Origin of the sequence: Azospirillum sp. A1-3, assembly GCF_023806445.1 — a bacterium.
Lineage (GTDB): Bacteria > Pseudomonadota > Alphaproteobacteria > Azospirillales > Azospirillaceae > Azospirillum.
On the sequence record NZ_JAMSLU010000001.1, the window covers coordinates 1687241 to 1700500 of the forward strand.

At 68.1% G+C, this 13260-nt stretch carries 11 protein-coding genes; 5 read left to right on the plus strand and 6 right to left on the minus strand.

Going from position 1 to position 13260, the window contains the following annotated elements:
* The first annotated feature begins 156 nt into the window (after window positions 1–156).
* Entirely contained in the window at window positions 157–378 is a 222-nt protein-coding gene (locus tag M5E06_RS07975) for a hypothetical protein (protein ID WP_109073892.1), read from the plus strand.
* A 93-nt stretch (window positions 379–471) separates the two neighbouring features.
* On the opposite strand, the gene oxlT is transcribed toward M5E06_RS07975, so the two are convergent.
* From oxlT to M5E06_RS07990, 3 genes are all read right to left on the minus strand, one after another.
* Window positions 472–1815 carry an oxalate/formate MFS antiporter gene (gene oxlT / locus M5E06_RS07980; protein ID WP_252137772.1) on the minus strand — a complete coding sequence of 448 codons (1344 nt, stop codon included), beginning with the start codon at window positions 1813–1815 and terminating at the stop codon, window positions 472–474.
* Window positions 1816–2476: 661 nt separating this feature from the next.
* Window positions 2477–3037 carry a 16S rRNA (guanine(966)-N(2))-methyltransferase RsmD gene (gene rsmD / locus M5E06_RS07985; protein WP_252137773.1) on the minus strand — a complete coding sequence of 187 codons (561 nt, stop codon included), beginning with the start codon at window positions 3035–3037 and terminating at the stop codon, window positions 2477–2479.
* A complete protein-coding gene (locus M5E06_RS07990) occupies window positions 3018–4433 on the minus strand; it encodes a pseudouridine synthase (RefSeq protein WP_252137774.1) in 1416 nt (471 codons plus the stop codon). The genes rsmD and M5E06_RS07990 overlap by 20 nt, the downstream gene beginning before the upstream one ends.
* Before the next feature lie 105 nt (window positions 4434–4538).
* Here M5E06_RS07990 and M5E06_RS07995 point away from each other — a divergent pair, with 105 nt between their 5' ends.
* Window positions 4539–4991, plus strand: coding sequence for a nucleoside deaminase (locus M5E06_RS07995; RefSeq protein WP_109073895.1), 453 nt, complete (start codon window positions 4539–4541; stop codon window positions 4989–4991).
* 242 nt (window positions 4992–5233) lie between these two features.
* Window positions 5234–6739 carry a methyl-accepting chemotaxis protein gene (locus M5E06_RS08000; protein ID WP_109154198.1) on the plus strand — a complete coding sequence of 502 codons (1506 nt, stop codon included), beginning with the start codon at window positions 5234–5236 and terminating at the stop codon, window positions 6737–6739.
* 63 nt (window positions 6740–6802) lie between these two features.
* Here M5E06_RS08000 and purD read toward each other — a convergent pair whose 3' ends face one another.
* Window positions 6803–8089, minus strand: a complete 1287-nt coding sequence (gene purD / locus M5E06_RS08005) for a phosphoribosylamine--glycine ligase (protein ID WP_109073899.1) — start codon at window positions 8087–8089, stop codon at window positions 6803–6805.
* A 73-nt stretch (window positions 8090–8162) separates the two neighbouring features.
* Between purD and xseA the strand changes: the two genes are divergently transcribed.
* On the plus strand, window positions 8163–9782 hold the full coding sequence (gene xseA / locus M5E06_RS08010; RefSeq protein ID WP_252137775.1) for an exodeoxyribonuclease VII large subunit: 1620 nt from the start codon (window positions 8163–8165) through the stop codon (window positions 9780–9782).
* 41 nt (window positions 9783–9823) lie between these two features.
* Here the strand turns inward: xseA and pyrC are convergent, their stop codons facing one another.
* On the minus strand, window positions 9824–10879 hold the full coding sequence (pyrC, locus tag M5E06_RS08015) for a dihydroorotase (RefSeq protein ID WP_252137776.1): 1056 nt from the start codon (window positions 10877–10879) through the stop codon (window positions 9824–9826).
* 168 nt (window positions 10880–11047) lie between these two features.
* On the minus strand, window positions 11048–11626 hold the full coding sequence (locus tag M5E06_RS08020) for a hypothetical protein (protein WP_252137777.1): 579 nt from the start codon (window positions 11624–11626) through the stop codon (window positions 11048–11050).
* A 205-nt stretch (window positions 11627–11831) separates the two neighbouring features.
* Between M5E06_RS08020 and hisS the strand changes: the two genes are divergently transcribed.
* On the plus strand, window positions 11832–13181 hold the full coding sequence (gene hisS, locus M5E06_RS08025) for a histidine--tRNA ligase (RefSeq protein WP_252137778.1): 1350 nt from the start codon (window positions 11832–11834) through the stop codon (window positions 13179–13181).
* The last annotated feature ends 79 nt before the right edge of the window (window positions 13182–13260 follow it).

Here is a 13260-nt window from a genome sequence, read left to right on the forward strand (position 1 = left end):
AAACTTTTTGCGGTGGCATGCCAGTTTGCTTATGTTGCAGCACAGCATGACTTGGCCGTCACCGTGGGCGATCACCGTCCGCGGGGGATGCCGTTTGCGGTCATGCGCTGTTGTTCCTGTCGACGCCCTCCCCTCCCCGATAAGGACGTTTTCGCCATGATCGAGACCCAGGCCCTTCTGTTCCTCGCGCTGACCGGCATGATCGGCCACGCCGTCTATATGGCCAGCGGCCGCGGCGGCTTCACCGTGATCGAGCCCGAGAAGGACGAGACGGAGGAAGAGCCGGGCATCCTGTTCTCCTCCGACCGATTCCAGCAGGCGGCCCAGAATGAGGCGAAGTCCGACAAGGCCAAGGACCGCCCTTTCTGGATCGAATGAATGATGCGGCCGACGAAATGGGCCGGGGTGCTTTGCGCATCCCCGGCCCGTTTTCATCAGCCAGTTCCCTGAACCAGCCCCCCAACCGTCCCCTTACCCGTTGGCGGTGCCGGCAGCGGCGCCGACCGGCACGGCATGTCCGGTTTCACCCTGCTCGGCCCGGCGCGCCAGTTCGGCGTTGCGGGCATGGTGGCGGGCCAGCATCGGCTTCAGAACCAGCAGCGCACAGGCCGCCGCGGTCAGGTCCATGGTGGCGGTGACGTACAGCACGGTCGCCCAGGTGCCGGTGGCTTCCATCAGCAGGTTGCCCATCGGCACCAGCAGAGCCGCGACACCCTTGGCGCAGTACAGGACGCCGTAGATCTTGCCGGCATGCTTGGTGCCGAAGGTGTCGGCCGAGGTGGCGCTGAACAGGCTGTACACTTCGCCCCAGGCCAGGAAGACCATGCCGCTGAGGATCAGGAACATCATCGGGTCGTGGCCGAAGCGGCTCAGCATGATGATGCCGACGCCTTCCAGCGTGAAGGCGACGAACATGGTCGCCTCACGGCCGATGTGATCCGAGATGAAGCCGAACAGCGGGCGCGAGATGCCGTTCATCACGCGGTCCAGCATCAGGGCGAAGGGCAGAGCCGCCATGGTCAGGCCGAAGACGCTGACCGGGGCTTCCTTCACGCCCAGATCGTGGGCGATGACGCCCAGCTGGGCCACCGCCATCAGGCCACCGGTGACGGTGCCGATGAACATCGCCCACATCACCCAGAACACCGGGGTGCGGATCGCTTCGCCCAGCGTGTAGTCGCGGCGGGTCTGCGCGACCTTGGTGGAGGCCTTGACCTGCTCCTTCTGCGGCATGCGCAGGAACAGCGCGGCGGCGATGATGATGGCGCCCTGCAGCAGGCCGAACCAGAAGAAGGTGGTCTGATAGCCGCTGCTGTGGATCATCGCCGAGATCGGCAGGATGGTGAGCGCCGAGCCGGCGCCATAGCCGCCCGCCGTCAGGCCGACCGCCAGGCCGCGCTTTTCCGGGAACCACTTCAGCGCGTTGTTGACGCAGGTGGCGTAGACGCAACCGACGCCGATGCCGCCGATGGCCGAACCGACATACAGCATGCTGAGCGAGCCGGCATAGCTGTCGACGATCCAGGACAGGCCGGTGAAGAAGCCGCCGGCGGCGACGATCACACGGGGGCCGTACTTGTCGATGAAATAGCCCTCGATCGGCGTCAGCCACGTCTGCACGACGACGAAGATGGTGAAGGCGGTCTGGATCGATGCGCGCGTCCAGCCATGGGTCGCCTGGATTTCCGGGACGAACAGCGTCCAGGCGTACTGGATGTTGGCCGCCGCCACCATGCAGACGATGCCGACGACGATCTGCGTCCAGCGGACCGCATCGGTCACCGGCGGCGCCGATGCCGCCGGTTGTGAATTCATATGAGCCATCGTGCCTCCCGTTTAACTTGCCTGAGCCGGCGGCGCGGCCCCTCTCCCGGGGACCGGCACGCCAATCACGATTGCGGAATGACCCGGACGGACCGCTCTTGCTGACGGTTCCTTTCCGGAACTCGGCGCGGATGCCGACAATCGCTCGGAGTTCGATTGTCCCGATTTAGGAATGCCAGATATGTAATCTGGTATGCCAAAACCGGGGACAAAAAGACACCGACGGACGGATCGACGCCGTAGGCATACAGTCAGACAAAGTAAAAGCTATAACTCGCGTCGCGCTGGATGACCGGTCCACACCGGTTCTTGTGTCGGTTCACCCGCTTTGACGTAGGTTCTGCAAAAAGAAGCCGTGCCGGTACCTGCACGGCCCCCTCGAACGAGGGTGTGCAGTCTTAGGAGATAGATAGATGCCGCCGTTTCCATAAGGAACCGCATCGGCGACACATGATCTTTTGCTCGGATTGTTTTGGAACTCAACAGTCCGTTTCGTCTTTCCGCATGATGGAAAAACACGGATGGCCGCCTTGGAACGCAAGGGATGCGTCACCACCGGCCCTTGGGCATGGTCGGCAAAAAATGAAACTCGGGGGATTGAAACAGCGGACCGGCAACCCCGGGGAGGGGGCCGCGGTGTCCGTCCCTGCGGTCAGGCCGGGCGGCGGACCGTCAGGAAGGCGACGCGGGTGTCGCCATAGCGGCGTTCATCGACCGCGGTGAAACCGTCGGGAAGAGGCAAGGGGTCGCGATCGGCAACCTCAACCACCGCGAGCGCGCCGTCGGCCAGCCAGCCGGCGCGCAGCAACCCCTCCAGCGCGCGCGGCGCCAGCCCCTGGCCATAGGGCGGGTCGAGAAAGGCCAGCATGCAGGCGTGGGACGCCGGCGGTGGCTTGGTCGCGTCGGCGCGCAGGATTTGGGCGTTCTCCGCCTCGCGCAATGCCTCGACATTGGCGCGCACGGCGTCCAGTGCCGGCCGGCCCATGTCGAGGAAGCCGCACCAGGACGCCCCGCGCGACAGGGCTTCCAGCCCCAGCGCGCCGGTGCCGCAGAAGGCGTCGACGACCGCGGCGCCCTCGAACTCGGGCGCCCAGTCGGCATGGGCCAGGATGTTGAAGATCGCTTGCCGGGTGCGGTCGGTGGTGGGGCGGGTGTCCCGCCCGCCCGGCGCCACCAGACTGCGGCCGCGGTGCTTACCGCCGACGATCCGCACGCGGGCGCTCCGTCCGTCCGCCGGCACCGCCACCGGACCTGTCGCCGCCGCCCTTCGGCCCGCCCCGCGGCGCCGGACCGGCACCCTTCGGGCCGCTCCCCTTGGGGCCGGCAGACTTGGGGCCGGCAGACTTGGGGCCTGCCGCCTTGGACTCGGCCGCCTTGAAGCCCGGAGCCTTGCCGTCTCTCGGCTTGGCGTCCCGGGGATTGGCGTCCCTCGGCTTGGCATCCCGCGAACGGGCGCCTTCGGAGCGCGGGGACTCGGACCGGCCTGCGTCAGGCCGCCGGGTGTCGGACCGCGCGCCCTCCGGCTTGCCGGGACGACCCGGCTTGGCCGCCGCACCACCGCCGAGAGACAGGGTGCCACGGGTCGATGCGCCGCGCCGGGCCGGCTTGCCCTCTTCGGTGCGGGCGGCTTCGGCCTCGTGCCGCTTGGTGGCGGAGCGCGGCGCGCGCTTCGGAGCGGTTTTGGCGTCCGCCTTCGCATCCGTCTTGCCGGTCGGACGGCCGCCGGAAGCCGCCTTCGCCGGAGCGGACTTGACCGCCGCATCGGCACGGGCCTTGGCGCGCTGCTTGGTGCCGGACTCGGCAGGCTCCGCCCCTTCGGGCGTGCCGAAGAAGGGGGCGATCTGTTCGCGGACGACGCGCTTCGGCACCTCCTCGACGGCGCCCTCCTCCAGCTTGCCCAGCTGGAAGGGACCATAGGCGACGCGGATCAGCCGGTTCACCTGGAGCCCAAGCGACTCCATGACCTTGCGAATCTCGCGGTTCTTGCCTTCCTTCAGGCTGACGGTCAGCCAGGCATTGCGGCCCTGGATGCGGTCCAGCGCGGCCTCGATCGGACCGTACTTGACGCCTTCGATGGTCGGCCCCTTCTCCAGCGCCGCCAATTGCCTCTCGTCCACCTCGCCAAAGACGCGCACGCGATAGCGGCGGGTCCAGCCGGTGGCAGGCAATTCCAGGAAGCGTGCCAGCTCGCCGTCGTTGGTCAGCAGCAGCAGCCCCTCGGTCGTCAGGTCGAGACGGCCGATGGAGACCACGCGCGGCAACTCGGGCGGCAGGCGGTCGAAGACGGTTTCGCGCCCCTTCTCGTCACGGGCGGTGGTGACCAGCCCCGACGGCTTGTGATAGCGCCACAGGCGGGCCGGCTCCGGTTCCGGAATGACCTTGCCGTCGACCTGCACGATGTCGCCGGGGCGCACCACGCAGGCGGGGCTGTCGAGCACGCGGCTGTTGACCGCGACGCGGCCCTCGGCGATCCAGCGTTCGGCATCGCGGCGCGAGCAGAGCCCGGCGCGCGCCAGTCGCTTGGCGATGCGTTCGCCGCCGTCGGCAGCGGGGCCGGCGGCAGGGGTGGCGGCGGATTTGGATTTCTTGGCGGTATCGGAGCGGTCCATGGCCGGACCATAGGGCCTGGACGCGCTGCCCGCAACACGAGTCCAGTGCCCTGACGCCGGAATCCGGTTGACGCGCCGACGGCGGGGTTGGCACCTTGCCCGGCCATGCCGTCTCCCCGCTATATGGACCTCGCCTTCGCCGCCGCCGAGGCCGCCGCCGCGCGTGGCGAGGTGCCGGTCGGCGCCGTCGTCGTCGACCCCGCGACGGGCTCTGTCCTCGCCACCGCCGGCAACCGGACCGAGGAACTGTGCGACCCCTCCGCCCATGCCGAGTTGCTGGCGATCCGCGAGGCCTGCGCCGCCCGCGGCCAGCCCCGCCTGCCCGGCTGCGACCTCTATGTGACGCTGGAACCCTGCGCACTGTGCGCCGCGGCGATCAGTTTCGCCCGCATCCGGCGGGTCTATTACGGTGCCTACGATCCAAAGGGCGGCGCGGTGGACCACGGTCCGCGCTTTTTCACGCAGCCCACCTGCCACCACGTGCCGGAGGTCTACAGCGGCATCGGCGAGACACGGGCCGGCGCGCTGCTGCGGGGGTTCTTCAGGGAGCGGCGGTGAGCGCCCCGCGGGTCTCAGCCGGCCCCGAGGCGCAATGTTATTGCTGACGCCATGCAATAGAATTGCGCAACGGTCAGGCTTATGCCCCGCAACTCAGGCCATAGCAAAGACAGGTGAAAATCCCCCATCCGGAACAACCAATGCGTATAGTTCGTGTAAATACGGTTTACTCTGTTAAGTGTTTGTTTAGCGAATATATGCTCATGATGCCCTGACCGCCTTCAGCCATCAGGAGTTACGAAATGTTGTCGTTCCGCAAGCCGCAGGACAATCAGGCCGCCGAAGAGCTGGCCCTGCTGGGGCGCCATGCGGGTGTCGGGCTTTGGGATGCGGTGATCCACAACGGCGATCCGATGCACGCGCAGAGCCGTTGGCACTGGTCGCCGGAGTTCCGCCGGCTCGCCGGCTTCGACCGCGACGACAAGGCAGGCTTCCCGGACAAGGTCGGTTCCTGGGCCGACCGGCTGCATCCGGACGATGCCAAGCCGACCTTCGACGCCTTCATGGCCTGCCTGAACGACCGCAGCGGCCGTACCGGCTATGATGTGAATTACCGGCTGAAGGTGAAGGACGGCAGCTATCGCTGGTTCCGCGCCATCGGCGGCGTCGCCCGCGACAGCAGCGGTTTGGCGCTGCGCGCCTGCGGTTCCCTGATCGACATCGATGCCGAACGCAATGAACTGGAGCGGGCAAAGCTGCTCGACCGTCATGCCGGCGTCGGGCTTTGGGACGCGGTCTTCCACAATGGCGATCCGATGCATGCGCAAAGCCGCTGGCATTGGTCGCCGGAGTTTCGCCGGCTCGCCGGCTTCGACCGCGACGACAAGGCAGGCTTCCCGGACAAGGTCGGTTCCTGGGCCGACCGGCTGCATCCGGACGATGCCAAGCCGACCTTCGACGCCTTCATGGCCTGCCTGAACGACCGCAGCGGCCGTACCGGCTATGATGTCGATTACCGGCTGAAGGTGAAGGACGGCAGCTATCGCTGGTTCCGCGCCATCGGCGGCGTCGCCCGCGACAACAACGGCGTGGCGTTGCGCGCCTGCGGATCGCTGATCGATATCGATGCGGAGAAGCTGTCCGAACTGCGGCAGGTGGAGATGGACGGCGAGCGCCGCCGCACCGTCTCCGGACTTGCCGAATCGCTGGACCGCGAGGTGGGCACCGCCGCCGACCGCGCCACCGCCAACGCCCAGACCGTCGCCGCCGCGACGGAGGAGCTGTCGGCCTCGATCTCCGACATCAGCAACCGCGCCAACGAGGCGTCGGGTGCCTCGCTGAAGGCGTCCGAGGAGGCGTCGCGCACCAACGCCGCGGTGGAAGCCCTGGTCACTTCGGCGGAGCGCATCGGCGCCATCACCAAGCTGATCAACAGCATCGCCTCGCAGACCAACCTGCTGGCGCTCAACGCGACCATCGAGGCCGCCCGCGCCGGAGAGGCCGGCCGCGGCTTCGCCGTCGTGGCGAACGAGGTGAAGTCGCTGGCCCAGCAGAGCGGCAGCGCCGCCGACGACATCGCCGCGCAGATCGCCTCGGTCCAGCAGGAGGCGCTGCACGCGGTCGACGCCATCCGCCGCATCGGCGCCATCGTCACCGACGTCCAGCAGATCTCCACCACCATCGCCGCCGCCGTGTCGCAGCAGGAATCGGCGACAAAGGAGATTGCCCACAGCGTTACCCGCGTGGTCCGCGACATCGAGGTGGTGTCGCAGAACATCGCCACCGCATCGGAGCGGCTGCGGGCGTGATGCTGAAATGAAAAGGGGGCGCAGCGATGCGCCCCCGGTTTCCTGTCGAAGCGGAAGCGGCCCCTATCGCCCCACCGCCCGCCAGCCGATGTCGCGGCGGCAGAAGCCGTCCGGCCAATCCAGCGCATCCACCGCCTTGTAGGCCGCCGCCTGCGCCTCGGCCACCGTCGGGGCCAGCGCGGTGACGCCCAGCACCCGGCCGCCGACCGACAGCACCCGGCCATCCTCGGCCCGCTTGGTACCGGCGTGGAAGACGGTCACATTCTCCACCGCGCCGGCCTTGTCCAGCCCGCGGATCTCGGTGTTCTTGGCGTAGTCCCCCGGATAGCCGTTGGCGGCCATCACCACGCACAGCGCGGTCTGGTCATGCCAGCGCAGGTCGATGCTGTCCAGCACGCCGTCGGCCGCCGCCACCAAGGCAGCCAGTGCGTCGGACTTCAACCGCATCATCAGCGTCTGGCATTCCGGGTCGCCGAAGCGGACATTGAACTCCAGCGTCTTCGGCACCGGCCCGTCCGGCGTCTGCATGATCATCAGACCGGCGAACAGCACACCCTTGAACGGCTTGCCTTCCGCCGCCATGCCCTTGACCGTCGGCAGGATGATCTCGCGCATAACGCGGTCCTGCAGGTCGGGCGTCAGCACCGGCGCGGGGGAATAGGCGCCCATGCCGCCGGTGTTGGGGCCGGTGTCGCCGTCGCCGACCGCCTTGTGGTCCTGGGCGGAGGCCAGCGGCAGCGCGTTCTCACCGTCGCACAGCGCGAAGAAGCTGACCTCCTCGCCGTCCAGGAACTCCTCCACCACCACCTCGGCACCGGCGGCGCCGAAGCGGCCGCCGACCAGCGCGTCGTCGATCGCCTCGAAGGCTTCCTGCTCAGTTCGGGCGACGGTAACGCCCTTGCCGGCGGCCAGACCGTCAGCCTTCACCACGATGGGCGCGCCATGCTTGCGGACATAGGCCTTGGCGGCCTCCGGGTCCTTGAAGCGCTCGTAGAAGGCGGTGGGCACCCCGTACTTCGCCAGGATGTCCTTCATGAAGCCCTTGGAGCCTTCAAGCTCCGCCGCCGCGGCGCTGGGACCGAAGGCCTTGACGCCCAGCGCGGTCAGCTTGTCCACCAGACCCAGCACCAGCGGGCCTTCCGGACCGACGACGACGAAGTCGATGGCGTTGTCCTGGACGAAGCGCACCAGCCCATCAACGTCTTCCGACCCGATGGGAACCAGGGTGGCGACGTCGGCGATGCCGGCGTTGCCCGGCGCGCAATAGAGCGCGTCGCACAGCGGCGAATTGGCAATGGCCCAGCAGAGCGCGTGCTCACGACCGCCCGATCCGACGACGAGGACTTTCATGGGGTGGCGCTCCTTCCGCCTTGTTGCGAACTGCGCGCCTTGTATCATGGCGGCGCCCCAACTCAAGAGCGCCATGACGTCCGACAACGCACCCCTCATCGCCCCCGAACCGCGCCCCGGCTCCAACCTGCCGGAATTCACCGTCGGCGACCTCGCCCGCCGGCTGAAGCGCAGCATCGAGGAGGAATTCGGCTTCGTCCGCGTCCGCGGCGAGATCAGCCAGCCGAAGAAGCACAGCTCCGGCCACTGCTATATGCGGCTCAAGGACGACACCGCGGTGATCGAGGCGGTGTGCTGGCGCGGCACCATGGCGAAGCTGGCGGTCCGGCCGGAGGAAGGGCTGGAGGTCATCGTCACCGGCCGCATGACCACCTACCCCGGCCGCTCGCAATACCAACTGATCGTCGAGTCGATGGAGCTGGCCGGCGAAGGCGCGCTCCTCAAGATGCTGGAGGAGCGCAAGCGCCGTCTGGCGGCGGAGGGGCTGTTCGACCCCGCCCGCAAGAAACGCATCCCCTTCCTGCCCGACGTGATCGGCGTCGTCACCTCCCCCACCGGGGCGGTCATCCGCGACATCCTGCACCGGCTGAACGACCGCTTCCCCCGCCATGTCCTGCTGTGGCCGGTCGCCGTCCAGGGCGAGCGCGCGGCGGCCGAGGTGACGGCGGCCATTGAAGGCTTCAACCGCATCCAGCCGGGTGAGCGGGTGCCTCGCCCCGACCTCATCATCGTCGCGCGTGGCGGCGGCTCGCTGGAGGACCTGATGGCCTTCAACGAGGAGAATGTGGTGCGCGCCGCGGCGGCCAGCGCCATCCCGCTGATCTCCGCCGTCGGGCACGAGACCGACACCACCCTGATCGACTTCGCGTCCGACCTGCGCGCCCCTACCCCGACCGCCGCCGCCGAGATGGCGGTGCCGGTGCGTGGCGAGTTGCTCGCCCAGATCCTGGACGATGAGCGCCGCCTGCTCGCCAGCGCCTCGCGCGCGGTGGAGGATCGCCGCAACCGGGTGGAGGGGCTGGCCCGTGGCCTGGGCGATCCCCGCGCCCTGCTGGAGGGCCATGCCCAGCGGCTGGACGACCGCGCCGAACGGCTGAACCTCGCCGCCTCCGCGCTGCTGGAGCGGCGACGCACCCGCGTCGGCGAACTGGCCGCCAAGCTGCGCCACCCGCGCGAGAAGCTGGCCCAGGCCGAACAGAGATTGTCGTCGGAGAGTCGGGCGCTCGACTCGGCCCTGCGCCATGCGGTGACCACCGCCGGCGGGCGGTTCGACCGCGTCGCCGGCCGGCTGTCGCTGACTCCGGCGCGGGTGAAGCTGGCGGATGGAGAGCGCCGCGTCGCCGACCTGACACCGCGCCTCGACCGCAGCTATGCCAAGGGGGTTGCCGACAAGGCGGCGACGCTGGCATCGCTCGGCCAATTGCTGGAAAGTTACAGCTACAAGGGCGTGCTGGCCCGCGGCTTCGCATTGGTCGAAGACCGCGACGGCCGGCCCGTGACCCGCGCCGATCAGGCGGCGCCGGGGCTGGCCGTCAACATCGTCTTCGCCGATGACGCCAAAGTTGCCGCAACCATCGACGGCGGCGCCCCGAAAGCGGAGGCAAAGCCCGAGACGCCGGCGGAGCCTAAGCCGGAGAAGAAGGCAGTGCCCCGCAAGCCGCGGGTGGTTCCGGTGCAGGGAACGCTTTTCTAACAGGAAAGGCCGCGCCCTCAGCGGGCACGGCCCTCTTCACTTTACACCGCCCCCGCATAGCTCCAGCGCAGGGTCTCGCCGCTGCGGAAGGGCAGGACGGCGTCGCCCTCGCTGACCAGGATCAGGTCGGGGGTGACCGACGGGCGGCGTTCCAGCGCCACGCGCTCTTCGCTGACCGGCAGGTTGTAGAAACGCGGGCCGTTCAGGCTGGCGAAGGCTTCCAGCTTGTCGAGCGCACCGGCCTCGTCGAAGGCCTCGGCGTAGAGTTCCAGCGCGTTGGCGGCGGTGAAGCAGCCGGCGCAGCCGCAGGCGGCCTCCTTGGCCGTGACCGTGTGCGGTGCAGTGTCGGTGCCCAGGAAGAACGGCCCCTCGCCGGAGACCGCCGCCTCGACCAGCGCCACCCGGTGGGTTTCACGCTTGGCGATCGGCAGGCAGTAGAGGTGCGGGCGGATGCCGCCCTGGAAGATGTGGCTGCGGTTGATCAGCAGGTGGTGCGCGGTGATGGTGGCGCCGATCCGGCCGCTGGCGGCATGCGCCCGCACGAACTGCACGGCGTCGGCCGTGGTCACATGCTCCAGCACCACGCGCAGGGTTTTATGACGCTCCAGCAGCGGGGCCAGGATGGTGTCGATGAACACCGCCTCACGGTCGAAGATGTCGACCGACTGGTCGGTCACCTCGCCATGGATCAGCAGCGGCATGCCGATCTCCGCCATGCGCTCCAGGACCGGGGCGATGCGGGCGATGTCGGTGACGCCATGGGCGCTGTTGGTGGTGGCGTTGGCGGGATAGAGCTTGGCGGCGGCGAACACCCCGTCCTTGAAGCCCTGGGCCAGATCGTCGGCGTCGGTGCCGTCGGTCAGATAGGCGGTCATCAGCGGCGTGAAGTCCACGCCATCCGGCAGGGCATCCAGGATGCGCTCGCGATAGGCGACGGCATCGGCGGCTGTCGTCACCGGCGGCTTCAGGTTCGGCATCACGATGGCGCGGCCGAACTGGCGGGCGGTGAAGGGCAGAACCGCCTTCAACATGGCGCCGTCGCGCAGATGGACATGCCAGTCGTCGGGACGGCGGATGACAAGACGGTCGTTCGGCATGGATCGGGTCCCGGCGCTGGTGTCGAGGAAGGTGGCGAGCTTGGACGACGTTCTATCGCCATCGCCGCCGCATCTCAACAGAACCGGGACGCCGCATCCTCGTGCCGGAGCACCTGCCCACCCGCCGGCCGGCGTTGGCGGGTGGGCAGGCGCAGCCGGAATGCAGCTTTACTGGATGGTGGTCGAGCTCTTCAGGCCGAGGATGCCGTCGATCTTCGCGGCCTGCTCGGCGGTCACCGGCTTGCCGCCGATGCTGGCGAGCTGCTGCCGCGCCTCAGCCACCGCCTTGTCGCGGGCGGCGCTGTCCTTCAGCGCATGGGCGGCCAGCATCTGCTCGTGATACTTGCCGAGCTGGACCGTCAGCTGCTCGGTCGGCTTGGCGCCCAGTTCCTTGGCGACGGCATCGGCCTGAGTCTTGGTCACCTCGGCCTTCGGCGTGGCCGCGACCTGCTCATGCTTGGTCTTGCCGGCATCGGCCTTGGTGGCGTCGGCCTTCGGAGCCTCGTGCTTGGTGGCTTCGGTCTTGGTAGCCTCGCTCTTGGTGACGGCCTTATGGTCGGTCTTCTGCTCGACCTTCGGCGCAGTCGTGGTGGAGTCGGTCGTCGCGGCGGGGGCGGACGCGGCCGGGGCGGCCGGGACGACCGTTGCGGCACCCGCGCTCAGCACGGGAGCTGCCGCCATCAGAGCGGCAAACGCAAGGGTCGAAACGGACGAGCGGATACGCGACCCAAAGATGGTGCCGGACATTTGGTTTCTCCATTTCGGTGAACGATCCGCGCTGCGGGATCGTGCTTAGATGAACGCGGCCCCGCTGCCGTTCATTCCACGCCCTCCCGAAAAATTTTCGCCCCAACTGAAAAATTTATCCCAACCTTTTTGGGCGCAGGTGACGGGGCCGGCGAAAGGGGCTAGAAAACGCACGCTTTTCCTATCCAAGCGCGGACCCTCTCCGATGAGCCTGATCACGCCCCGCACCCCGCCCGGAACGATGGAGCTGCTGCCGCGCCAGCAGGTGGCCTTCCAGCGCATGCTGGACACCATCCGCCGCGGTTACGAGCGGTTCGGCTTCGTCCCCGTCGAAACCCCGGTGTTCGAGACGGTGGACACGCTGCTGACCAAGTCGGGCGGCGAGACGGAGAAGCAGGTCTATTTCGTCCAGTCCACCGGCGCCATCCAGCAGGGCAACAAGCCGGAACTGGCGCTGCGCTTTGACCTGACCGTGCCGCTCGCCCGCTATGTGGCGGAGCATGAGCGCGACCTTGCCTTCCCCTTCCGCCGCTACCAGATCCAGCGGGTCTACCGCGGCGAGCGGGCTCAGCGCGGGCGTTTCCGCGAATTCTACCAGTGCGACATCGACGTGATCGGCAAGGACAGCCTGTCCGCCCATTACGACGCCGAGATCCCGGCGGTGATCCACCATGTCTTCACCGAGCTGAACTTCGGCGGCTTCACCATCAACGTAAACAACCGCAAGATCCTGCTGGGCCTGCTCGACGGTCTGGGCGTCGCCGACGCCGATACCCGCGTGCTGGTTCTGCGCGAGATCGACAAGCTGGACAAGATCGGCCGCGACAAGGTGCGCGCGAGCCTGCTGGGCCTTGGCGTGACCGAACATGCCGCCGACACCATCCTGTCGCTGATCGACATGAACGGCACGAACGCCGAAACGCTGGCCGCACTCGGTGCGCTCGACATCGAGAACGCCATCTTCCGCGAGGGCGTCGGCGAGCTGACCACCGTCATCGAGGGGCTGAAGGCCTTCCAGGTGCCGGAAGGGACGGTGCGCATCAACCTCGCCATCGCGCGGGGGCTCGATTACTACACGGGCACCGTCTACGAGACCTTCCTGAACGACCATCCCGGCATCGGTTCGGTCTGCTCGGGCGGGCGCTACGAGAATCTCGCCAGCCACTACACCAAGTCGAAGCTGCCCGGCGTCGGCATCTCCATCGGCGCCACCCGCCTGTTCTACCAGTTGATGGAAGCCGGCATCATCAAGGACGCCGCCCCCACCGCCCAGGTGCTGGTGACCCAGATGGACCCTGCCCTCTCCGCCGATTATTTCCGCATGGCCAGCGAGCTGCGCGCCGCCGGCATCAACACGGAAATCCAGCTGGACGGCGGCAAGATCGCCAAGCAGATGAAGTATGCCGACCGCGCCGGCATCCCCGTCGTCCTGCTGATGGGCTCCGACGAGAAGACCCGCGGCACCGCGACCCTGAAGCATCTGGTGAAGGGTGAGCAGGTCGAGGTCCCGCTGGCCGAGCTGGCGGCGCGGGCGAAGGTGCTGCTGGAGGGGTGAGGAATACCGCCTTAAACTCCCCGTTAACCATAAATCCCCTATCGTTCCGGCCTACACCGACCGTGTGAGTCGGGCGGCA

What these genes read in the sequence shown, in the direction of transcription:
- oxlT (WP_252137772.1), bottom strand. Translation starts at nt 1,815, where the DNA reads ATGAATTCACAACCGGCGGCATCGGCGCCGCCGGTGACCGATGCGGTC.
- M5E06_RS07990 (WP_252137774.1), bottom strand. Translation starts at nt 4,433, where the DNA reads ATGGACCGCTCCGATACCGCCAAGAAATCCAAATCCGCCGCCACCCCT.
- hisS (WP_252137778.1), top strand. Translation starts at nt 11,832, where the DNA reads ATGAGCCTGATCACGCCCCGCACCCCGCCCGGAACGATGGAGCTGCTG.
- pyrC (WP_252137776.1), bottom strand. Translation starts at nt 10,879, where the DNA reads ATGCCGAACGACCGTCTTGTCATCCGCCGTCCCGACGACTGGCATGTC.
- purD (WP_109073899.1), bottom strand. Translation starts at nt 8,089, where the DNA reads ATGAAAGTCCTCGTCGTCGGATCGGGCGGTCGTGAGCACGCGCTCTGC.
- M5E06_RS07975 (WP_109073892.1), top strand. Translation starts at nt 157, where the DNA reads ATGATCGAGACCCAGGCCCTTCTGTTCCTCGCGCTGACCGGCATGATC.
- M5E06_RS08000 (WP_109154198.1), top strand. Translation starts at nt 5,234, where the DNA reads ATGTTGTCGTTCCGCAAGCCGCAGGACAATCAGGCCGCCGAAGAGCTG.
- M5E06_RS07995 (WP_109073895.1), top strand. Translation starts at nt 4,539, where the DNA reads ATGCCGTCTCCCCGCTATATGGACCTCGCCTTCGCCGCCGCCGAGGCC.
- M5E06_RS08020 (WP_252137777.1), bottom strand. Translation starts at nt 11,626, where the DNA reads ATGTCCGGCACCATCTTTGGGTCGCGTATCCGCTCGTCCGTTTCGACC.
- xseA (WP_252137775.1), top strand. Translation starts at nt 8,163, where the DNA reads ATGACGTCCGACAACGCACCCCTCATCGCCCCCGAACCGCGCCCCGGC.